The sequence below is a fragment of the Pantoea sp. USHLN298 genome (assembly GCF_037149395.1).
GTDB lineage: Bacteria > Pseudomonadota > Gammaproteobacteria > Enterobacterales > Enterobacteriaceae > Pantoea > Pantoea astica.
Window position 1 is genome coordinate 531,645 of sequence record NZ_JBBCRO010000004.1, and the last position, 20,568, is coordinate 552,212.

Sequence of the window (20,568 nt, forward strand, 5' to 3'; positions counted from 1 at the left end):
GGTGCCAGCGATTATCCCATTGATATCTAAGGCGCTTTATTGCAGGGTTTGATGCAAAAATCTACGGTATAACCGTCAACTCATGCACAAATATCTGTTCTGGTGCGCGTTCTTTGCATTATTTGCCGCAAGTTTGCACCAAAACCGCACAACACGCACCTTTTTAGCGCGTCTTGTGCTCAGGCGTCATCATTAGCCCGTTCTCTTTCAGCCGTCCCAGCACCACCGAGGTTTTAACGTGGGAAACGCTTTGATGTCCCGCCACCAGCTGGCTGATTAATGCGCTGAGTGAGTTGAGATCGGCCACGGCCACTTTCAACAGATAATCGGCATCGCCGGTGGTTTTGTAGGCATCAACAATCGCCTCTTCCTGCTCCACCATCCGATGAAAACTGTCGACATATTCGGCAGTGTGATTAATCAGGCGCACCTCAATTAACCCGACCATTCCCAGTCCAATCGCATCTGGCGACAGCCGGGCGTGATAGCCAAGAATCAGATTGGCCTGTTCGAGATTGATCCGGCGGCGTGAGCATTGTGACGCCGACAGGCCGACCAAATCGCTTAATTCCTGATTGGTCAGTCGGCCGTTAGATTGTAATAAAGTCAGGATCTTAAGATCGTAATCGTCTACGTGAGTCATTCCGTTTCCACAGCGTTATAGGCATCGCTTTGTTACAGATAACCCGATAATCGGCGGGGTTGTCCAACACTATTTTCTGATGATGGGGGCTGTCATGCACAGATCGTGCATGACAGCACAAAGATGGGATTATTCGTCGTCGTATTGCGGGCCAGCGTAGTTATCGAAACGCGACCACTGTCCGTTAAAGGTCAGACGCACCGTGCCAATGGGGCCGTTACGCTGTTTACCGAGGATGATCTCGGCGATCCCTTTAAGATCGCTGTTTTCGTGGTAGACCTCATCGCGATAGATAAACATGATCAGATCCGCATCCTGCTCGATCGAGCCGGATTCACGCAGATCCGAGTTAACCGGCCGCTTATCGGCACGCTGCTCCAGTGAGCGGTTCAGCTGCGACAGCGCAACGACCGGCACGTTCAGCTCTTTGGCCAGCGCTTTCAGCGAGCGCGAGATCTCGGCGATCTCCAGCGTACGGTTGTCCGACAGGGAAGGCACGCGCATCAGCTGCAGGTAGTCGATCATGATCATGCTTAATCCCCCGTTTTCACGGTAGATGCGGCGGGCGCGCGAGCGCACCTCGGTCGGCGTCAGGCCAGAAGAGTCATCAATGAACATGTTCTTCTTTTCCAGCAGGATGCCCATGGTGCCGGAGATTCGCGCCCAGTCCTCATCATCCAGCTGGCCGGTACGAATACGGGTCTGATCCACCCGCGACAATGAGGCCAGCATACGCATCATGATCTGTTCGCTGGGCATTTCCAGGCTGAATATCAGCACCGGTTTATCCTGCAGCATGGCGGCGTTTTCGCACAGGTTCATCGCGAAGGTGGTTTTACCCATTGAGGGACGCGCCGCGACGATAATCAGATCAGAGCGCTGCAGACCGGCGGTTTTCTTGTTCAGATCCTGATAACCGGTATCGACGCCGGTGACGCCATCGTGCGGCGTCTGATAAAGCGATTCGATTCGGGAAACGGTCGCCTCAAGGATCTGCTCGATGTTTTTCGGGCCGACATCCTTATTAGCGCGCGCTTCAGCAATTTTAAAGACGTTCGATTCGGCGAAGTCCAGCAGCTCTTCGCTGTTGCGGCCCTGCGGATCGTAGCCCGCATCAGCGATCTGGTTGGCAACCGAAATCATCTCACGGACGACAGCGCGTTCACGCACGATATCGGCATAAGCGCCGATGTTCGCTGCGCTGGGGGTGTTTTTCGCCAGTTCAGCAAGGTAGGCAAAGCCGCCAGCCATCTCCAGCTCGCCGCGCGTTTCCAGCGACTCAGAAAGCGTGATCAGGTCGATGGGCTTGCTGTTTTCCAGCAGCCGCTGCATCTCGGAAAAAATCAGCCGGTGCGAACGGTTGAAGAAATCACTGGCGACCACGCGCTCGGAGACGTTATCCCAGCGCTCATTATCCAGCATTAACCCACCGAGCACCGATTGCTCCGCTTCCAGCGAATGCGGGGGCATTTTCACGCCTTCCAGCTGGCGATCCTGCGTTTCGTTCGATTTGTTGGTGGGTTTATTTCCTGCCATAGTGAATGCATTACCGATCTTCTGTGGGGACGCGCAAGTATACCTCAGTTGGGGTGCGCGCCTCACCCTCATGATGAAACAATCACAGGAGTAAGCATGGCAAAGCGTATTCAGTTCAACGCGCACGGCGGCCCGGAAGTTCTGCAGTGGGCTGATTTTGAACTTGCCGACCCTGCCGGAAATGAAGTTCAGGTAGAAAATCGCGCCATCGGCATTAACTACATCGATACCTATCTGCGTAGCGGGCTCTATCCGGTCAGCGATTTCCCGTCCGGTCTTGGCACCGAAGCGGCTGGCGTGGTGACGCGAGTGGGCCGTGACGTCACCCTATTTAAACCGGGCGATCGGGTCGTCTATTGCCAGGCCGCGCTTGGCGCCTACAGTGAAGTGCATAACGTGGCAGAAGATCGCCTGATGCATCTGCCGGACGCGATCGGTTTTGAGCAGGGTGCGGCCAGTTTCCTTAAAGGGCTGACGACTCAGTATCTGCTGCGCCAGACCTATAAAGTCAAAGCGGACGAAACCTTTCTGTTTCACGCTGCCGCAGGCGGTGTTGGCCTGATCGCCTGTCAGTGGGCCAAAGCGCTGGGTGCGCACCTGATTGGTACCGTCGGCTCGGCAGAAAAGGCGGCGCTGGCAAAAAACGCCGGCGCCTGGGCCACCATTAACTATCGCGAAGAGAACATTGCCCAGCGCGTCAACGAACTCACTCAAGGGAAAAAAGTCGGCGTCGTCTATGACTCGGTCGGGAAAGATACCTGGGAAGCGTCGCTGGATTCGCTACGCCGCCACGGTCTGATGGTCAGTTTTGGCAACGCTTCCGGCCCGGTGACCCGCGTCGATCTGGGCATTCTGAACAAGAAAGGCTCGCTGTTTGTTACCCGCCCTTCGCTGTTCGGCTACATCACGAATCGTCAGGAGCTGGAAACCGCCAGTGCCGAGCTCTTTTCACTGCTGGCCAGCGGCGCGATCAAGGTAGAGGTGCCGGAACAGCAGAAGTTTGCCCTGAAGGAGGCGGGTAAAGCGCATCAGATGCTGGAAAGCCGCGCCACCCAGGGGTCGAGCCTGTTGATCCCCTGATCGGCAGCAAAGCGTAATAAACAAAAAGAGCTTCCCGCAGGAAGCCCTTCTCTATTTTTTATTTTCGTTCGCGCTGGTGTAGGGACAGCGGCGATAAATACGTTTTGACTCAACGGCGACTATCCTGCCAGAAAACATAAGTAAAAAATATGTTTAATTGCAGATAACGTCTAAGCAGAGCCTCACTCTGTGATCATCTCCGCATTTATCGCCAGCCTTTTCTGTCTAAGCTGTTGATCTTACGTTTGAGTTTACGCCATTCGCGCGTATTGCGATCGCCGAAAAAAGCGCGATGCAGCCAGACAGCGGCCACCGCCAGCACCAGCCACGGCAACACTTTGATAACAAGTGCAAACAGTCCGCCGACGAACATTACCAGGGTAGCGACTACCAGCGCAGCCAGCACGCCGAGCAGTGACACACCGGTGACCAACAGCATCAGGAAAAACCCCAATACAAATAAAATTTCCACGTTAGCGCTCCTTATTGAGACTCGTTGTAACGATCATTACAAGAAACGTGCCAACCTGTAAGTGATTGTTTTATCGGACTACAGCCCAAACAACAGACCCATTACTCGTCAAAAAAACCAAATTTCGGCGTAAAAAAAACCAGCCCACCGGGCTGGTCTCTTTTCACGCAGATCGATCAGGCTTCCTGCGGGATTTTATCCGCGACCAACGCCAGCGCAGCTTCCAGCACGCGCACATCCGCGCCCGGTTTGTGGGCATTTTCACTGAGATAGCGTCGCCACTGGCGAGCGCCAGGAATCCCCTGGAACAGACCGAGCATATGACGGGTCACATGGCCCAGGTAAGTGCCCTTCGCCAGTTCAGCTTCAATGTAAGGATACATGGCGCGAACCACCGCCACCGGATCGGCCGCCGGATGCTGGCGACCAAACAGTTGCTGATCTACCTGCGCCAGAATGCCGGGATTCTGATAGGCTTCGCGGCCCATCATTACGCCATCCAGATGCTGCAGGTGAGTCTGCGCTTCTTCCAGCGTTTTCACGCCGCCGTTAATTGCCAGCGTCAGGTGCGGGAAATCCCGTTTCAGCTGATAGACGCGTGGATAATCCAGCGGCGGAATTTCGCGGTTCTCTTTCGGGCTCAGGCCCGACAGCCAGGCTTTACGCGCATGGATGATAAACGTTTCGCATCCGCCGCGTTCGGCTACCGTGCCGACAAAATCGGTCAGGAACGCATAGCTATCCTGCTCATCAATCCCGATACGCGTTTTCACCGTCACCGGAATCGATACCACATCGCGCATCGCCTTGATGGCGTCAGCCACCAGATCGGCTTCCGCCATCAGGCAGGCGCCGAAGCGGCCATTCTGTACCCGGTCAGAGGGACAGCCGACGTTGAGATTCACTTCATCATAGCCGCGCTGTTCAGCCAGCTTCGCGCAGTGCGCCAGCGCGGCGGGATCGCTGCCACCGAGCTGCAAAGCAACCGGATGTTCATCCTCGCTGTAGGCCAGGTAATCGCCTTTACCATGAATGATCGCGCCGGTGGTGACCATTTCGGTATAGAGCAGCGTATCGCCGGTAAGCTGGCGATGAAAATAGCGGCAGTGGCGATCGGTCCAGTCGAGCATCGGGGCAATCGAGAAACGTTGCGAAGAAAATGTATCCATGAAGCGCAGGCAATCCGGTATCTAAGAGTGATGGAATTCTGTGCAAGGATAACACAAGGGCGGGCGATAGTGCATCGCCCGCCCCGGAACCGCGGCTAAAAGAGGATCAGAAATTGAAGCCGAGCTGCATCATCGCGCCCCAGGTATTGTTAGCGCCCACCGAGCCAGCCAGGTCCAGATGGACCGCCTTGTTAAACGGTGACAGGCCAAAACCAGCGGTCGCGACGTTCTCATCATTTGAACGCATATCGGCGCGATAACCGGCCCGTAACTGTAACCAGTCGAGCACCCGATATTCCGCACCGACCGCGGCATACTGGCTGTTATCCTGAGTTTTAAAACGTTTGGTTTCGGTCAGGTCAACATCACCGGTAACGGTAAACGGCCCTTTATCCCAGGCCAGACCGGTAGTGACCAGCGGACGGATCTGGTAAGTATCGCGGAAGCCGTTAACCTCTTTGGTCTGCAGATCGCGGGAAACCAGGTTTTGTCCGGTGATACCCAGCGTCCAGTTTTCAGCAAAGGTGGTTGCCAGGCCGGCATCGACGTTAAAGCCGGTGTCCGAGCTGCGATACTGGCTATTGTTGATGTCACTTTTGTCGTAGTTGTAGATGCTGGCGGTGTAGTTATAGAGCCAGGTTTTCTGCAACTTCGGCGTGACGCCCACCGACACCGGCTGACCGGCAATGGTAAATTCATGCGCCACCGCAACACCGTAATCGGTGACCAGCGCCGCTAAACCGTTGGCGCTGGAACGCAGGTTGTTCTGGTCGCCCGGACGTGGGAGCACCGTGCCGTTAGCCACGCCGCGCAGATAATCGATATCGCTCTGGACGACGTTGGCACGCACGTGTGCCGAGCCATAGGCTTTGGTAATAAAGGCAAAAGGCAGCGTCTCATTGGGAACAGTGACCGCCAGCGCCACCCCGGCACTGCCGTCTGCTTTGTTGCCGCGCAGATCGTTTAACTTGTTGGCGACGTCGCCTGAGGCGGCGCGCACTTCAGGATAGCCACGCAGATAATCGGCAAAGGTCAGGTTGCCGATCACATCGCGGTAACGATCAACGGTATCGGTGATGTCATCCACTTTGTCGATCAGGTGATCTTTGTCGGTAACCTGAATACCGGCTGAAGGGAAAATAATACTGACGCTATCATCGGGTTTGGCTCGCGTCATTAAAGCCGGGTTGGCCAGTACCGCGGAGCCATAAAGAGAAGATGCGACGCCGGTACCGCCCATGGCGTCATTACGTGCATCATACCAGGTTCCCGCCGCCATGGCGGAAGAAGAAAGGAAAAGCGCATTCAATACAGCGGTGTACACCAGCGCTGAGCGTTGAGCGGATTTTTTCACCATTTGCCTGCCATCACCTGAGAAATTGTCGTTGAAACATTCAACGACTGAATAGTTTGTTAACCCTATTGTGAACGTTGGCTAACGCGTTATTGCTGTGAATTCAAAGGAAACAGTGCCTTAATTCGAAGGATTGGAGGTTTTCCAATCAGAAAGTCATAATTTTTATTCAAAATACAGGGTAAAAATTAAAATAATACCAGACATTTATTAAGTCTTTCTGAACATTACTTCTTAACTCCGTGAGATGCAAAGCAAAAGCGCTAAACGGCGCGTTGCGGGCCGTCATCATGTGGATCTGATTTATCCCCGATAACGCGCCATCGCGATGCCCTACTCCTCTTTGCTGCTGTTTTTACGCGCAAAAAGGCGTGCTGCTCCGCCCGGCAACCAACCTCTGCGCGGCTAAATTTTGTGTGATAAAATAACATCACTTATCCAGCGGAGAACTTTCATGTCAAACATGACGTCACAGCAAATAATGACCCAGGCGGAAAAACTGTGCCTGCAGCGCGGTGTGCGTCTGACGTCGCAACGGGCAGAAGTGTTGCGATTAATGGCTGAGCAGCCAGGTTCAATTAGTGCCTATGACCTGCTGGATCAACTCCGGGTCAGCGAACCGCAGGCCAAGCCGCCCACCGTTTATCGGGCGCTCGATTTTCTGCTGGAACAGGGCTTTATCCACCGGGTAGAGTCCAATAATAGCTATGTTATGTGTCACCATTTCGAGGCGCCGGCCCACACGTCGGTGATGCTGGTATGTGACCGCTGTGCCGCTGTAACTGAGAAACAGGCACAGGGCGTCGAAAAGATCATCGCGACACTGGCTGGCGAGGCACAATTTGCCCTGCGTCACAGCGTGATTGAAGCACATGGATTATGTGAGAGTTGTGTTGCAGTGGAAGCCTGCACGCACCATGAAAGTTGCGAACACGATCATCAGAGCGAGGGTAAAAAGCGGGGAAAACGCGGGTAATGTGCACATCCTTGTGCGGTTGCCAGTATGAGCCGTACCGGCGGGTAGGAGCTTTATCCGTAAATCTGCGTGATTACCAACGGTAATCTTTGTTCTGACCTTCCCAGTCCGTTACTTCGCGCTCTGCATCTTCTTTTGCATAGCCATAACGTTCCTGAATTTTTCCGACCAGCTGATCGCGCTTGCCTTCAATAACCTGCATGTCATCGTCGGTCAGCTTGCCCCATTTCTCTTTCACGTTGCCTTTAAACTGCTTCCAGTTGCCGCTCGCTTGATCTTTATTCATGGCAGACCTCTATGTCATCCTTTGGTTGCATCATTTATCTTGAAAGAAAACAAAATGACGATATAAAGCGCTGGTTTACTGCGCTGCTTACGGTTAATTGTAGTAGAAGATTTTAGGGTTGCTGGAATAATACAGAATAATCTGTAGCGCACCGGCTAAAGCCGCCCGCTATCAGGCGTCGAACCAGCTGTTCTGCTGCCAGTGTTTACGCCAGATTAGCCACAGCGACACGCCGCGCAGCGCCAGGAAAACCGTTACCGCCAGCCACAATCCGTGGTTGCCCAGTATCGGGACGCTGAGCAGCGTCAGGAAGTAGCCGAGTGCCGCCACCATCATGCTGTTACGCATCTCCCGGCCACGGGTCGCGCCAATAAACATGCCATCCAGCAGATAACACCAGACGCCAATCAGCGGCAGAATAACCTGCCATATCAGATAGCGATCGGCGGCCTGTTGCAGCGGTTCAAGGGAGGTCAGCAGCGCCACGATGTGCGGGCCGCAGAGTGCATAGAGCAGCGAAAAACCGATTGCCACTACCACCGCCTGGCGGCAGGCGGCATGCCAGACGCGCAGCAATTTGCTGCCATCTTTTGCGCCGTGTGCTTCGCCGGCAAAGGCTTCCACCGCATAGGCGAAACCGTCAAGCGCGTAGGCGGTAAAGGTGATAAACATCAACAGCACCGCATTGACTGCCACCACCTGCGGACCGATGCGCGCGCCCAGTACGGTCAGTGAGGCAAAACAGAGCTGCAGCAGTAACGAACGCAGCATGATGTCGCGATTAAGCCGCAGCAGGCGCTGAATATCACCGCGCCAGCTCTGCTTCAGTATTGCCGTAGTGATGCCGCGCAGTTTCAACACACGCCAGACCATTACCGCACCGACGGCCAGCGTGATGTACTCTGCCAGTGCGGTCGCGGTTGCCGCTCCCGCCACGCCCCAGTGCAGCCCCATCACCAGCCACAGATCCAGCACAATATTGACCAGATTACCGACCACCAGCAGGATGACCGGTGCCCGCGCATACTGCACACCGAGCAGCCAGCCAAGGATCACCAGGTTTGCCAGCGTGGCAGGCGCACTCAGCCAGCGGATCTGAATAAACAGCGTCGCCTGTTGCAGAACCTTGGGATCGCCGCCAATCAGAGAGGTCGCCAGGCGGGTGATGGGGGTACGCAGACAGATGAACAGCACGCCAGCCAGCAGCGCAATGATTAAAGGCTGGGTCAGCGCGCGTGCCAGTGCCGTTTTATCGCCCGCGCCGAATGCCTGCGCCGTCAGGCCAGTGGTACTCATTCGCAGGAACAGCAACAGCATGAAGAGGAAACTGGTGACTGTCGTCCCGACCGCCACCCCGCCAAGATAGACCGGGCTGTCGAGATGACCAATGACAGCGGTATCGACCACGCCCAGTAAGGGTACGGTGATGTTAGAAAGGATCATCGGCAGCGCGAGCCGCCAGAGTTTTTTGTCGGTAGCCGTTAAAAAACGCATTCGCAGTTCCGTGCTCAGCGCTGCAGAGAGGGGAGCTGCAGCGACAAAATTAGGGCCGACAGAATAGCATCAGACGCTACGAATGCGCGGTTATATCAGGCTCAGAGCCACTCGCCGTTGCGAACCACACCCACCGCCAGACCTTCAACGGTCAGTGACTGCGCGCGCGTATCGACGACGATCGGATCAAAATCGCTGTTTTCCGGCAGGAGATGCACGATAGCGCCCTGCTTTTTCCAGCGTTTCACCGTCACTTCATCATCAATGCGGGCCACGACAACCTGGCCGTTACGGACGTCCTGGGTTTTATGCACCGCGAGCAGGTCGCCATCCATAATCCCGATATCTTTCATCGACATTCCGCTGACGCGCAGCAGGAAGTCGGCAGAGGGTTTGAACAGGCCCGGATCGACTTTGTAATGAGTTTCGATATGTTCCTGCGCCATGATCGGCTCACCGGCAGCGACCCGGCCAATTAACGGCAGACCTTCAGAGGCCTCTTCTTCCATTAACAGACGGATACCGCGCGAGGCGCCAGAGACAATCTCAATCACCCCTTTACGTGCCAGCGCTTTAAGATGCTCTTCTGCCGCATTCGGCGAGCGGAAACCCAGCTGCGCGGCAATTTCTGCACGCGTAGGCGGCATGCCCGTTTGAGTAATATGGTCGCGAATCAGGTCATAGACCTGCTGCTGCCTGCTGGTTAATGCTTTCATCCCGCCCCCTGGTTGTTTATACAGTCGCTGTGAGTATATACAGGTATTGGCGAAATGGAAACCGATTCTCAGGCAAAAACGCGCCAGATGGCGCGTTGTGGAAGGGTTATCGCAAATGTGTCCAGAGCAGCGCGATCCAGACAAACAGTGCCAGTAAGATACTGATCAGCACCGCTGCCGAGCCCATATCTTTTGCCCGACCGGCTAACGGATGGCGCTCCTGACCGATACGATCCACAACCGCCTCGATGGCGCTATTGAGGATTTCAACGATGACTACCAGCACCACAGCGCCAATCATCAGGATGCGCGAGACGATATCGACATCCAGCCAGCAGGCCACAATAATGGCGACCAGCGCGGCCAGCGCTTCCTGCCGAAAAGCCGCTTCATGCTGCCAGGCGGCACGCAGGCCCTGCCATGAGTAACCTGCGGCTTTCACAATTCTTACAAGACCGGTGGCATTATTTGCCATATTGGTGGAACCCTTTCATCGGATTGACGTCAATGTCTGGGCTGCGTGCAATTGGCACCACCACAGATCTTCGCTGCGCTTTCTGGTATGCTTGCGGCGCTTTGCTAACAAGAGGCTTCATGTTGTCTATGTCAGGTTGGCGTAAACTTTATTACAAATTACTGAATTTACCACTGTCGTTTTTGGTAAAGAGTAAGGCCATTCCGGCCGATCCCGTTTCTGAACATGGTCTGGACCCGACCCGGCCCATTATGTACGTTCTGCCTTACGATTCGAAGGCCGACTTACTGACTTTACGCGCGCAGTGCCTGCGGCATCATCTGCCCGACCCGCTCTCTCCGCTGGAGATTGATGGTTCACTGCTGCCGCGCCACGTTTTTATCCACGATGGCCCGCGCGTCTTCCCCTATTTTGTGCCCAGCGTCGAATCGGTGAAGATTTTTCACGATTATCTCGACCTGCATCGCAATAACCCCAAACTGGATATCCAGATGCTGCCGGTGACGGTGATGTTTGGTCGTGCGCCAGGCCGTGAGGTTCAGGGCGAAGATGCACCGCACCTGCGGGTACTGAACGGCGTGCAAAAGTTCTTTGCGGTGATCTGGCACGGACGCGACAGTTTTGTCCGTTTCTCGCCGACCGTTTCGCTGCGCCGCATGGCGACCGAGCACGGCACCGACAAATCGATCGCCCAGAAACTGGCCCGGGTGGCGCGCATTCACTTTGCCCGTCAGCGTCTGGCGGCGGTTGGCCCGCGTTTACCGGCACGTCAGGATCTGTTTAATCGCCTGTTGCAGTCTAAAGCGATTGAAAAAGCCGTCGAAGATGAAGCCCGCAGCAAAAAAATCTCCCATGAAAAAGCGCAGCAGAATGCGGTTGAGATGATGGAAGAGATTGCGGCGAACTTCTCTTATGAAGCGATCCGCGTGACGGATCGCGTGATGGGCTGGCTCTGGAGCCGTCTCTATCAGGGCATCAACGTTAACGGCGGCGAAAAAGTGCGTCAGCTGGCGCAGGATGGACATGAAATCGTCTATGTGCCGTGCCATCGCAGCCACATGGATTACCTGCTGCTCTCTTACGTGCTCTATCATCAGGGACTGGTGCCGCCGCACATTGCCGCCGGTATCAACCTCAACTTCTGGCCAGCCGGACCGATCTTCCGTCGTCTGGGCGCGTTCTTTATTCGTCGTACCTTTAAAGGCAACAAGCTGTATGCCACGGTGTTCCGTGAGTATCTCGGCGAGTTGTTCACCCGCGGCTATTCGGTGGAATACTTTGTTGAAGGCGGTCGTTCCCGCACTGGTCGTCTGCTCGATCCGAAAACCGGGACCTTAGCGATGACCCTGCAGGCGATGCTGCGCGGCGGTAATCGCCCGATTACCCTGGTGCCGATTTACATCGGTTATGAGCACGTGATGGAAGTCGGGACTTACGCTAAAGAGCTACGCGGCGCGGCGAAAGAGAAAGAAGGCTTCATGCAGATGGTGCACGGCTTGCGTAAGCTGCGTAACCTCGGCCAGGGCTACGTTAACTTTGGCGAACCGCTGCCGCTGGTTAACTACCTTAACAAGCGGGTGCCGGAGTGGCGTGACGCCATCGATCCGATTGAGCCGCAGCGTCCCAGCTGGTTAACCCCGACCGTCAATGACATCGCAGCGAGCCTGATGGTGCGCATCAATGAAGCGGGCGCGGCCAACGCCATGAACCTGTGCGTGACCGCGCTGCTCGCCTCACGTCAGCGCTCACTTACCCGCGAACAGCTGATTGAGCAGCTTGAGTGTTATACCCAGCTGCTGCGTAATGTGCCTTACTCTGCCAATGCCACCGTCCCTGACCTCTCCGCTGAGGCGCTGCTGGACCACGCGATGGGCATGAATAAGTTTGAAAGCGAGAAAGACAGCATTGGCGACATCATCATTCTGCCGCGTGAGCAGGCCGTGCTGATGACCTACTATCGCAACAACATTCACCACATGCTGGTGATGCCGTCGCTGATCGCCGCCATTGTGCAACAACACCAGACACTGAGCGAAGCTGAGTTGCTGCGCCAGGTGAGCCTGATCTACCCGATGCTGAAGAGCGAACTGTTCCTGCGCTGGCAGACCGATGAGCTGCCGCAGCTGCTGACGGAACTCAGTCAGGAACTGGCGCGTCAGGGCCTGATTACGCTGGATGATGGCCAGCTGCGCTTTACGGCGGCCCGTTACCGTACGCTACAACTGCTGGCTGCCGGGGTGCGTGAAACGCTCCAGCGTTATGCCATCACCTTCTCGATTCTCAGTGCGAAGCCGGCGATTAACCGCGGGACGCTGGAAAAAGAGAGCCGCACACTGGCACAACGTCTGTCGGTGCTGCACGGTATCAACGCGCCGGAGTTCTTCGACAAAGCGGTCTTTACCTCGCTGGTGCTGACGCTGCGTGATGAAGGGTATATCAGCGACAGCGGCGATGCCGATGTGGTGCAGACGCTGGCGACCTGGCATATACTGGCGGACCTGGTCACCAGCGATGTGCGCATGACCATTGAAAGCGCCGTGGCACACGACTGACACAACAAGCGTACAGTAAAAAGGCGACCTCATGAGGTCGCCTTTTTTATAGGTCAGGTCTGGTCAGATTCGCGTTGAGACGGTGCCTGCTCAGGGAACACGGTCAGATCGGAAAGACGCAAAAGCGTCATCCCTGACTGCTCGGGCCGCGGCCTCCCTGGCGCGGGACGCTTTCCTCTTCTGCCCGTATTCCCTGCGCGTTGAGCTTATCCATTGCTGTCGGATTCATCCTGCATCGGGTTTGGCGGCCTCCCGGATCGCCTTTTTGGTGCCTGAATCCCCTATCAGAACAGCTGGCTGAACGGCGGCGTATTCATCAGTACGCCGAGGAACAGTACCAGCCCGACATAATTGTTGTTCAGGAAAGCCTTAAAACAGGCGGGGCGCTCACGCCGGACGATCAGCTTCTGTTGATAAACGAACAGAGCAGCAGCCAGTATCAGCGTCCAGTAAAAGGCCGCGTTGAGTTGCAGCAGCATACCGACCCACGCCATTAGCAGCAGCGTCGCCAGCTGCAGCAGACCGATGATTAACTTGTCGAAACGACCAAACAGAATCGCGGTCGACTTGACGCCAATCTTCACATCATCGTCACGGTCCACCATCGCATAGAGAGTGTCATAAGCCACGGTCCAGCAGATGTTGGCGAAGAACACCAGCCAGCAGACCAGCGGTAAGGACTCACTAACCGCAGCCCAGGCCATCGGGATCGCCCAGCCAAACGCGGCACCCAGCACCACCTGCGGCAGATGGGTATAGCGCTTCATGAACGGATAAACCCAGGCGAGCGCCAGACCGACCACCGAGAGCAATATCGTCATCAGGTTCATGGTCAGCACCAGCGCAAATGCCACCAGCGCCAGTACCACGAACAGCAGTCTGGCTTCCCGACTGGTGACCGCGCCACTGGCTAAAGGCCGATGTTTCGTTCGCTCAACGTGTCCATCCACCTTACGGTCGGCAAAGTCATTAATGACGCAGCCCGCTGCACGCATCACGAAAACACCGGCAACAAACACCAGCAGCACCGGCAGCGGCGGGATCGCCATATCAGCCAGCCATAATGCCCACAGGGTGGGCCACAACAGCAGTAAGGTGCCGATCGGTTTATCAATGCGCATCAGGCGGCTGTAGGCCTGCCATTTATTGATATGTAAGCTCTTTTCCACCACAGGATTCCTCAGGCCAGGTCGCGATAAAGCGGCGAAGCCGGTAAAAACAGTTCCGTCAGCAGCAGCGGTTTGCCGGAGAGCCGCAGACGCGAGCGACGTCCCCACAGCGCATCAACTTTGCCCGGTTCGATAAAATCACGGGTCAGGGTTGATGAGGAGAACAGATAACGGCCCAGCGGGCGCGTACCCAGCTGCTGCAGCATCGCTTCCGGGCCATTCAGGGTACTTTCCGGCACCAGCGTGCGGCCAGCCAGCCAGGGTACGCCGTCGCCGAACAGCAGCACTTCGCGCAGCCAGAAGCGTTTATCGTCCGGTAACAGGGCCTGTTCATCGTCTAACTCGCTGGCGTCAATAAAGCCTTCACGTATCGGCTCTACCGTCACCTGCTGGCAATGCTGCTCGAAACGGCGGGTCATGGAATCTTCCTCCATCAGCCAGTCAAGCAGCGACGGCGCAAGCGCGGCCTGCGTCGGTGAAAGCCAGTTGAGCGCACGTAATAAGCTGAGTGCGTCTTGCGACATAGCACCACTCCCAATAATTTTCAGGGCGCCAGTTTAACGCAGAGTCGCGCGATGAACACCTGCCGTCGTTGCAGACGGCAGCGGGTTTATTCGCGTTTCAGGCGGTTGCTGTTCGCCAGCCACAGCGTCACCACCAGAATCAGAATCGCGGCGGAATAGCAGAGGGTATCGAAGGGATTTTTATGATCGACAATGATCAGGCGGATAATTGCGGTGATACCGATATAGACAAAATAGCGTAACGGGAAGTGATAGCCAGACTGAAAATACTTAACAATCAACGCAATAAATTCAAAATAGAGGAAATAGATCACTATTCCCTCAATCAGCAGATAGGAAGACGACTCTTCACCGGTACTGAACAGTACGTTCGCCAGGTGAATGGTTTCTTTGCCGAGAAAGACAATCAGGATAATCGCCAGGCTAAGCAGGCCCAGATTCAGCACCCATTGCAGTACGGTCGCAAGGTGGCGGGCCAGCGGATTTTTGTCACTCATGTAGCGCCTCAGAAGAGAGTTATTAGCGGACGCTATCATGCGTGAGCGTGACCTGAATCACAATATGGCGCTTAGGCTTCGACATCAACACACAGCGCATCGTAGCGCCAGTATTCGCAATCACAATCAATGACCTGCTTTTGCCGATCGCGGTTAATCCGGGTAATCAGTAAGCCCGGGCTGCCAGGGGCAACGTTCAGCGCGGGCGCGGCGATCTCTGGCAACGGGCCTGGCAGAATGGTAAAGCGCGCGCCACCGTAGCGAATGCCGTAGCGCTGGTCATAGAGATCGGTCAGTGAGCGGGTGAGATCTTCATCAAGCAGGCCGGGGAAAAAACGCGGATTAAGATAGTGTTCCACATACAGCACCGCGCGGCCGTCAATGCGCCGAAGCCGACGAATGCAGTACACCGTTGTTCCGGCTGGCAACAGCAGTGCTGTCGCTATCGCGCCCTGCACCGCAACCTGTTCAGCCGCAATCACCTCGGTGGTTGCCTGGCGCCCCTGCTCGCTTGCCATGGCATGAAAATGGCTGTGATGCAGCGGATTGTAGATCAGCCTTGGCGGCGCAATAAACCAGCCACGACGCAGTTCACGGTAGATCACGCCCTGCGCCTCCAGCTTGCCTAAGGCTTCACGCAGGGTGATGCGGGTGGTACTGAACGCCTCACTCAGCGCGCGTTCCGCAGGCAGTCGCCCGCCGCTGAACTCACCCGCCTGAATACGGCTGAGTAAGGCGCTGGCGATCACGTCCGCCGTTTTGAGTGCTATCGACTCCACAACAGTAGCCTCATTTTGGTGCGATTCCGCACTGTGACCGTTCAGATGCGCGCCTCAGCCCTTGCCAGAAACTGGCGGAGGATGAGCGCTGGCCTTCCGTCATCCCCGCACAGTATCGCTTTGTCATAAATCGTTCATATACAGGGGCTACATTGGCTCGGTTCTTGCTGGACTAGACCAGTCAGGCCCATCAACTTACACCCGGAGCAACTGAGATGAAAGCGTTTATCGCCTCTGTAGTAGCCAGTGCTGTAGTGCTCGCCCTGCCCGTTGCGCAGGCCGCCGATAACGACCTTGCCGCGCTGGAAAAAGCCGCGCGCAGTGAAGGTCAGATTAACAGCGTCGGCATGCCGGACAGCTGGGCCAACTGGAAAGATACCTGGAACGATATCAGCAGCAAATATGGCCTTAAACACAGCGACACCGATATGTCATCGGCCCAGGAGCTGGCGAAATTTGATGCCGAGAAAGAGAACGCCAGCGCCGATATCGGCGATGTCGGCGCGGCATTTGGCCCGGTAGCGGTGGCGAAAGGCGTCGCTCAGCCTTATAAACCCACGCACTGGGATCAGATCCCCGACTGGGCTAAAGACAAAGAGGGGAACTGGGCGCTGGCCTATACCGGCACCATCGCCTTCCTGATCGACAAGCAGCAGGTGAAAGATATCCCGCACAGCTGGGCCGATCTGAAAAAAGGTAAGTATGTGGTTACTATCGGTGACGTGGGCGTGGCTGCTCAGGCGGCGAATGGCGTACTGGCAGCAAACTACGCTTTAGGCGGCGATGAGAAGAACCTGAAACCGGCGCTGGCCTTCTTCGGCGATCTGGCGAAACAGGGTCGCCTTGGCGTTACCGATCCGGTGATTGCCAACATCGAAAAAGGTGAAGTTCAGATGGCGGTGGTGTGGGACTTTAACGGCCTCAACTATCGCGACCAGATCGACAAAAATCGCTACGAAGTGGTGATCCCGTCAGACGGCTCGGTCACCTCCGGCTATACCACCATCATCAACAAATATGCGAAACACCCGAACGCCGCCAAACTGGCGCGCGAATATATCTTCTCAGACCAGGGTCAGATCAATCTGGCGAAGGGTTACGCCCGTCCGATTCGTGCGGAACATCTGACGCTGCCAGTCGACGTTCAGGCTCGTCTGCTGCCGCAGTCTGAATACAAAAATGCCCGTCCGATTCAGGATCAGGCCGCCTGGGATAAGTCCTCGAAAATGCTGCCGCGTCTGTGGCAGGAAAACGTCGTTATCAATATGCAGCAGTAAAGCGCGGCAAGGAGAACGGAATGAAGACTATCCTGGTGGTGCTGGACGGGTTGAGCAATCAGGTGGCGCAGTATGCAATGGGCTATCTGCACGCCGAATGTGCCCAGGGCAACGGTCACTATTATCGTCTGACCTGCGAACTTCCCTCGCTGTCGCGTCCGCTTTATGAGTGTATTCTGACCGGGGTTACGCCGGTCAGAAGCGGCATTATTCATAACGGCGTCAACCGATTAAGCCGCGAGCGCAGCGTATTTCACTATGCGCGTGCTGCCGGGCTGACGACCGCGGCGGCGGCCTACCACTGGGTGAGTGAACTCTATAACCGGACGCCCTTTGTTCCGGCGCGCGATCGTCACACCGACGCGCCGGAACTGCCGATTCAGTACGGACATTTCTACTCTGATGACAGCTATCCCGACTCCCATCTGTTTGAAGATGCCGAAAGCCTGCGGCTGCGCCATGACCCGGACTTCCTGCTGATTCATCCGATGAATATCGATGATGCCGGTCACAAATCGGGACTCTCCTCCGCGCAATACCGCAACCGGGCGCGCATCGCCGACGGTCTGCTGTCGCTCTGGATGCCAGGCTGGCTGGCAGCGGGCTATCAGGTGATTGTGACCGCCGATCATGGCATGAACGACGATCGCTCCCACGGCGGTATCCTGCCGGAAGAGACCCAGGTGCCGCTGTTTGTATTTGGTGCGGCGTTCTCGCAGCAACCTGATCTACTGCCGCAGCAGACTGACCTGTGTGGCACCCTGTGCGAACTGCTCGGCGTCGCGCACGATAAACCGCTCTGTCGCGGGCTGCTGGCGGAGCGGCGACTATGAAGGGAAGAGGACTAGCCCTGCTACTGCTACTGCCTTTTACCCTGTTCTGGGTCGCCTTTCAGCTGGCACCGCTGTTGTGGATTGCCATCAACAGCTTCTGGAGCGAAATGAACACCCGCTGGGGCTGGGATAACTATCACGATATTCTGACGTCACCCTTCTATCTGCAGGCATTTCGCTTTTCGCTGGATATCTCTTTCTGGTCAAGCGTCTATGGCTTGCTGATTGCGCTGCTGACCGGCTATTCGCTGCATCAGCTCGGCGGCGGTCGGCTACAGCGCTTCCTGATCTCGTTTACCAATATGACCAGCAACTTTGCCGGCGTGCCGCTGGCGTTCGCCTTTGTGATCCTGCTGGGGCTGAACGGTTTTCTGACCCTGCTGCTGCGCCACTATGGCGTCATTGATGCGTTCAGGCTGTTTTCGCGCAACGGCATGGTGCTGGTTTACACCTGGTTCCAGATCCCGCTGGGCGTGCTGCTGCTCTATCCGGCGTTTGATGGGCTGAAACGCGAGTGGCAGGAGTCCGCCGCCCTGCTGGGCGCCAGCCGCTGGCGCTACTGGTGGCATATCGGCCTGCCGATTCTGTTCCCGGCGCTGCTGGGAACCTTTGTCATTCTGCTGGCGAATGCGCTGGGGGCCTACGCCACCATTTATGCTCTCACCACCGGTAACTTTAACGTGGTGCCGGTGCGTATCGCTGCGCTGGTGTCAGGGGATATCTCGCTCGATCCCAACACCGGCAGCGCACTGGCGATGCTGCTGGTGGCCATTATGGCGCTGATCACGCTGGTACAGCAGTATCTGGTGCGCCGTAGCTACCTCAATGCGAAACAGCCATGAAAGGAGCCGTCATGTCCCGCGCCGAACATCTCTATCATCGGGTGATGGTCTGGTTACTGTTTATCGTGCTGGCCCTGCCCCTGCTGGCAACGCTGCTCTATGCGCTGTCGTCTGACTGGAGTAATACCCTTCTGCCACAGGGTTACACGCTGAAATGGTTCGTCCAGCTGTGGAGCGATAGCCGGTTTCTGACGGCCCTGGGTCATTCCCTGCTGATCTGCTTTGGCGCCCTGCTGTTCTCGCTAGTGCTGGTGCTGCCTGCCATGTTTGTAATCGCTTACTACTATCCCCGGCTGGATGCGGTGATGAACATTCTGATCCTGATGCCGTTCGCTGTTCCGCCGGTGGTCTCCTCGGTGGGATTGCTGCAGCTTTACTCTTCGTCTCCGCTGATGCTGACCGGCACGCCGTGGATCCTGATTGGCTGTTATTTCACTATCGCTCTGCCGTTTATTTACCGTGCGCTGGCCAACAATATGCAGGCGATCAACCTGAAAGAGCTGATAGATGCCGCCCAGTTGCTGGGTGCCAGTACCTGGCAGGCGGCGCTGTGGGTGGTGCTGCCGAATCTGCGCAAAGGAATGCTGATTGCCGTTCTGCTCTCTTTCTCGTTCCTGATCGGCGAGTTTGTCTTCGCTAACCTGCTGGTCGGTAACCGCTATGAAACCCTGCAGGTTTATCTGTTCAATATGCGTAACGGCAGCGGTCACTTCACCAGCGCGCTGGTGATCTCCTACTTCTTTGTGGTGCTGCTGGTCACCTGGCTGGCCAACGCCCTGAACCCTGAACGAGGCTGAGAATGAGCTACCTTGAGGTCAGACAGCTGAATAAGCGCTATGGACCGACGACGATATTCGAACAGATCGATTTCAGTGCCGACGAAGGGGAATTTGTCACCCTGCTCGGTCCCAGCGGCTGCGGCAAATCGACGCTGCTGCGCTGTCTGGCTGGTTTAACCGGGGTCGACAGCGGCGAGATCGTTATCGCGGGCAAAGATATCGTGCCGCTGGCTCCGCAGAAGCGCGCCATCGGCATGGTGTTTCAGAGCTATGCGCTGTTTCCCAACATGACGGTGGAGAAGAACGTCGCATTTGGCCTGAAGATGCAGAAGCTGCCCGAGGCACAAATTCGCCAGCGGGTGCAGGAGGTACTGGAGCTGGTCGAACTGACCGATTATGCGCGTCGCTATCCACATCAGCTGTCGGGTGGGCAGTGTCAGCGTGTGGCGCTGGCACGTTCGCTGGTGACCCGTCCGCGCCTGCTGCTGCTGGATGAGCCGCTGTCAGCGCTGGATGCGCGCATCCGCCGTCACCTGCGCGATCAGATCCGGCGTATCCAGCGCGAGCTGAATCTCACCACCCTGTTCGTCACCCACGATCAGGAGGAAGCGCTGACCTTATCGGACCGCATTGTGCTGATGAACCGCGGCAAAATTGTGCAGAATGGCGATGCCGAAGCGCTCTATACCCAGCCGGTCGATCTGTTTGCCGCGGGTTTTATTGGCAACTACAACCTGCTGAGCGCCGAACAGGCGACGCAGTTAACCGGCCAGCCGTTCCACAGCCAGGTGGCTATTCGTCCCGAGTCGATGCAGTTCGTCGCGCCAGGGCTCGGCATTCCGGCTGAAATCCTCAGCCACAGCCTGCTCGGCAACGTGATTCGCTATCGTATCCGGGCGCAGGGCGTGGAGCTCGCTGTCGATGTGCTGAACCGATCTGCCGCCGATTTACACCCCGACGGCCAGCAGATTGGTCTACAGTTAGAGATGTCGACTTTGCGCCAGGTGGCTTAAAACACAGGAAAAAATCACGCAAAGCACGGCAATCCCCTTCACAGATTGCACTCTCCGTCAGGCTGGCAGTCTGTGCTGCTTAAAGCCTGATGGTCGAGGAGC

General features: G+C 56.2%; 21 protein-coding genes. 8 read left to right on the forward strand and 13 right to left on the reverse strand.

Annotated features, from left to right (window positions below):
• Positions 1 to 163 precede the first annotated feature (163 nt).
• Together WFK59_RS13385 and dnaB are read right to left on the reverse strand one after the other, a co-directional pair.
• Entirely contained in the window at positions 164 to 643 is a 480-nt protein-coding gene (locus WFK59_RS13385) for an Lrp/AsnC family transcriptional regulator (RefSeq protein ID WP_233985569.1), read from the reverse strand.
• Between the two features lie 129 nt (positions 644 to 772).
• Entirely contained in the window at positions 773 to 2,179 is a 1,407-nt protein-coding gene (dnaB, locus tag WFK59_RS13390; protein ID WP_233985570.1) for a replicative DNA helicase, read from the reverse strand.
• A 96-nt stretch (positions 2,180 to 2,275) separates the two neighbouring features.
• Here dnaB and WFK59_RS13395 point away from each other — a divergent pair, with 96 nt between their 5' ends.
• Positions 2,276 to 3,259 (forward strand): quinone oxidoreductase, encoded by a 984-nt coding sequence (locus WFK59_RS13395; protein ID WP_336755972.1) that lies wholly within the window; start codon positions 2,276 to 2,278, stop codon positions 3,257 to 3,259.
• Between the two features lie 205 nt (positions 3,260 to 3,464).
• On the opposite strand, the gene pspG is transcribed toward WFK59_RS13395, so the two are convergent.
• The 3 genes from pspG to WFK59_RS13410 all read right to left on the reverse strand — a co-directional run bounded on the left by pspG (position 3,465) and on the right by WFK59_RS13410 (position 6,257).
• Complete coding sequence (gene pspG, locus WFK59_RS13400; protein WP_233985572.1) at positions 3,465 to 3,731, reverse strand: envelope stress response protein PspG; 267 nt, start codon at positions 3,729 to 3,731, stop codon at positions 3,465 to 3,467.
• Between the two features lie 176 nt (positions 3,732 to 3,907).
• Positions 3,908 to 4,900: a tRNA dihydrouridine(20/20a) synthase DusA gene (gene dusA / locus WFK59_RS13405; RefSeq protein WP_233985573.1), complete on the reverse strand. Its 993-nt coding sequence runs from the start codon at positions 4,898 to 4,900 to the stop codon at positions 3,908 to 3,910.
• Positions 4,901 to 5,006: 106 nt separating this feature from the next.
• Positions 5,007 to 6,257: a conjugal transfer protein TraF gene (locus WFK59_RS13410; protein ID WP_233985574.1), complete on the reverse strand. Its 1,251-nt coding sequence runs from the start codon at positions 6,255 to 6,257 to the stop codon at positions 5,007 to 5,009.
• Between the two features lie 451 nt (positions 6,258 to 6,708).
• On the opposite strand from WFK59_RS13410, the gene zur reads away from it, so the two are divergent.
• Positions 6,709 to 7,230 carry a zinc uptake transcriptional repressor Zur gene (gene zur / locus WFK59_RS13415; RefSeq protein ID WP_094122141.1) on the forward strand — a complete coding sequence of 174 codons (522 nt, stop codon included), beginning with the start codon at positions 6,709 to 6,711 and terminating at the stop codon, positions 7,228 to 7,230.
• A gap of 73 nt (positions 7,231 to 7,303) precedes the next feature.
• Here the strand turns inward: zur and WFK59_RS13420 are convergent, their stop codons facing one another.
• The 4 genes from WFK59_RS13420 to WFK59_RS13435 form a co-directional block, all read right to left on the reverse strand.
• Positions 7,304 to 7,516, reverse strand: a complete 213-nt coding sequence (locus tag WFK59_RS13420) for a CsbD family protein (protein ID WP_094122140.1) — start codon at positions 7,514 to 7,516, stop codon at positions 7,304 to 7,306.
• A gap of 171 nt (positions 7,517 to 7,687) precedes the next feature.
• Positions 7,688 to 9,010 (reverse strand): MATE family efflux transporter DinF, encoded by a 1,323-nt coding sequence (dinF, locus tag WFK59_RS13425; RefSeq protein ID WP_336755973.1) that lies wholly within the window; start codon positions 9,008 to 9,010, stop codon positions 7,688 to 7,690.
• Between the two features lie 101 nt (positions 9,011 to 9,111).
• Positions 9,112 to 9,726, reverse strand: coding sequence for a transcriptional repressor LexA (gene lexA, locus WFK59_RS13430; protein ID WP_094122139.1), 615 nt, complete (start codon positions 9,724 to 9,726; stop codon positions 9,112 to 9,114).
• A 106-nt stretch (positions 9,727 to 9,832) separates the two neighbouring features.
• On the reverse strand, positions 9,833 to 10,201 hold the full coding sequence (locus WFK59_RS13435) for a diacylglycerol kinase (RefSeq protein WP_233985576.1): 369 nt from the start codon (positions 10,199 to 10,201) through the stop codon (positions 9,833 to 9,835).
• A gap of 128 nt (positions 10,202 to 10,329) precedes the next feature.
• Between WFK59_RS13435 and plsB the strand changes: the two genes are divergently transcribed.
• Positions 10,330 to 12,753, forward strand: a complete 2,424-nt coding sequence (gene plsB, locus WFK59_RS13440) for a glycerol-3-phosphate 1-O-acyltransferase PlsB (protein ID WP_233988234.1) — start codon at positions 10,330 to 10,332, stop codon at positions 12,751 to 12,753.
• Positions 12,754 to 13,037: 284 nt separating this feature from the next.
• Here the strand turns inward: plsB and ubiA are convergent, their stop codons facing one another.
• From ubiA to WFK59_RS13460, 4 genes are all read right to left on the reverse strand, one after another.
• Positions 13,038 to 13,922 carry a 4-hydroxybenzoate octaprenyltransferase gene (gene ubiA / locus WFK59_RS13445; protein WP_336755974.1) on the reverse strand — a complete coding sequence of 295 codons (885 nt, stop codon included), beginning with the start codon at positions 13,920 to 13,922 and terminating at the stop codon, positions 13,038 to 13,040.
• An 11-nt stretch (positions 13,923 to 13,933) separates the two neighbouring features.
• Positions 13,934 to 14,446: a chorismate lyase gene (gene ubiC, locus WFK59_RS13450; RefSeq protein WP_262287793.1), complete on the reverse strand. Its 513-nt coding sequence runs from the start codon at positions 14,444 to 14,446 to the stop codon at positions 13,934 to 13,936.
• A gap of 86 nt (positions 14,447 to 14,532) precedes the next feature.
• On the reverse strand, positions 14,533 to 14,943 hold the full coding sequence (gene psiE, locus WFK59_RS13455) for a phosphate-starvation-inducible protein PsiE (RefSeq protein WP_094122135.1): 411 nt from the start codon (positions 14,941 to 14,943) through the stop codon (positions 14,533 to 14,535).
• A gap of 71 nt (positions 14,944 to 15,014) precedes the next feature.
• Positions 15,015 to 15,722, reverse strand: coding sequence for a UTRA domain-containing protein (locus WFK59_RS13460; protein WP_336755975.1), 708 nt, complete (start codon positions 15,720 to 15,722; stop codon positions 15,015 to 15,017).
• A 215-nt stretch (positions 15,723 to 15,937) separates the two neighbouring features.
• Between WFK59_RS13460 and WFK59_RS13465 the strand changes: the two genes are divergently transcribed.
• Genes WFK59_RS13465 through WFK59_RS13485 form a run of 5 tightly spaced genes read left to right on the forward strand, consistent with a single transcriptional unit; the run spans position 15,938 to position 20,466 of the window.
• Positions 15,938 to 16,999 (forward strand): ABC transporter substrate-binding protein, encoded by a 1,062-nt coding sequence (locus tag WFK59_RS13465; protein ID WP_336755976.1) that lies wholly within the window; start codon positions 15,938 to 15,940, stop codon positions 16,997 to 16,999.
• Between the two features lie 20 nt (positions 17,000 to 17,019).
• Positions 17,020 to 17,832: an alkaline phosphatase family protein gene (locus WFK59_RS13470; protein ID WP_336755977.1), complete on the forward strand. Its 813-nt coding sequence runs from the start codon at positions 17,020 to 17,022 to the stop codon at positions 17,830 to 17,832.
• Positions 17,829 to 18,674 (forward strand): ABC transporter permease, encoded by an 846-nt coding sequence (locus WFK59_RS13475; protein ID WP_233985582.1) that lies wholly within the window; start codon positions 17,829 to 17,831, stop codon positions 18,672 to 18,674. The genes WFK59_RS13470 and WFK59_RS13475 overlap by 4 nt, the downstream gene beginning before the upstream one ends.
• An 11-nt stretch (positions 18,675 to 18,685) precedes the next feature.
• Positions 18,686 to 19,471, forward strand: a complete 786-nt coding sequence (locus tag WFK59_RS13480; RefSeq protein WP_233985583.1) for an ABC transporter permease — start codon at positions 18,686 to 18,688, stop codon at positions 19,469 to 19,471.
• Positions 19,472 to 19,473: 2 nt separating this feature from the next.
• A complete protein-coding gene (locus tag WFK59_RS13485; RefSeq protein WP_233985584.1) occupies positions 19,474 to 20,466 on the forward strand; it encodes an ABC transporter ATP-binding protein in 993 nt (330 codons plus the stop codon).
• Positions 20,467 to 20,568: the final 102 nt, after the last annotated feature.

Coding starts and splice junctions, on each gene's coding strand:
- psiE (WP_094122135.1), bottom strand. CDS start 14,943: ATGAGTGACAAAAATCCGCTGGCCCGCCACCTTGCGACCGTACTGCAA.
- WFK59_RS13385 (WP_233985569.1), bottom strand. CDS start 643: ATGACTCACGTAGACGATTACGATCTTAAGATCCTGACTTTATTACAA.
- ubiC (WP_262287793.1), bottom strand. CDS start 14,446: ATGTCGCAAGACGCACTCAGCTTATTACGTGCGCTCAACTGGCTTTCA.
- WFK59_RS13485 (WP_233985584.1), top strand. CDS start 19,474: ATGAGCTACCTTGAGGTCAGACAGCTGAATAAGCGCTATGGACCGACG.
- WFK59_RS13410 (WP_233985574.1), bottom strand. CDS start 6,257: ATGGTGAAAAAATCCGCTCAACGCTCAGCGCTGGTGTACACCGCTGTA.
- WFK59_RS13470 (WP_336755977.1), top strand. CDS start 17,020: ATGAAGACTATCCTGGTGGTGCTGGACGGGTTGAGCAATCAGGTGGCG.
- WFK59_RS13465 (WP_336755976.1), top strand. CDS start 15,938: ATGAAAGCGTTTATCGCCTCTGTAGTAGCCAGTGCTGTAGTGCTCGCC.
- dusA (WP_233985573.1), bottom strand. CDS start 4,900: ATGGATACATTTTCTTCGCAACGTTTCTCGATTGCCCCGATGCTCGAC.
- WFK59_RS13435 (WP_233985576.1), bottom strand. CDS start 10,201: ATGGCAAATAATGCCACCGGTCTTGTAAGAATTGTGAAAGCCGCAGGT.
- lexA (WP_094122139.1), bottom strand. CDS start 9,726: ATGAAAGCATTAACCAGCAGGCAGCAGCAGGTCTATGACCTGATTCGC.
- WFK59_RS13475 (WP_233985582.1), top strand. CDS start 17,829: ATGAAGGGAAGAGGACTAGCCCTGCTACTGCTACTGCCTTTTACCCTG.
- zur (WP_094122141.1), top strand. CDS start 6,709: ATGTCAAACATGACGTCACAGCAAATAATGACCCAGGCGGAAAAACTG.
- plsB (WP_233988234.1), top strand. CDS start 10,330: ATGTCAGGTTGGCGTAAACTTTATTACAAATTACTGAATTTACCACTG.
- dinF (WP_336755973.1), bottom strand. CDS start 9,010: ATGCGTTTTTTAACGGCTACCGACAAAAAACTCTGGCGGCTCGCGCTG.
- WFK59_RS13395 (WP_336755972.1), top strand. CDS start 2,276: ATGGCAAAGCGTATTCAGTTCAACGCGCACGGCGGCCCGGAAGTTCTG.
- dnaB (WP_233985570.1), bottom strand. CDS start 2,179: ATGGCAGGAAATAAACCCACCAACAAATCGAACGAAACGCAGGATCGC.
- WFK59_RS13420 (WP_094122140.1), bottom strand. CDS start 7,516: ATGAATAAAGATCAAGCGAGCGGCAACTGGAAGCAGTTTAAAGGCAAC.
- WFK59_RS13480 (WP_233985583.1), top strand. CDS start 18,686: ATGTCCCGCGCCGAACATCTCTATCATCGGGTGATGGTCTGGTTACTG.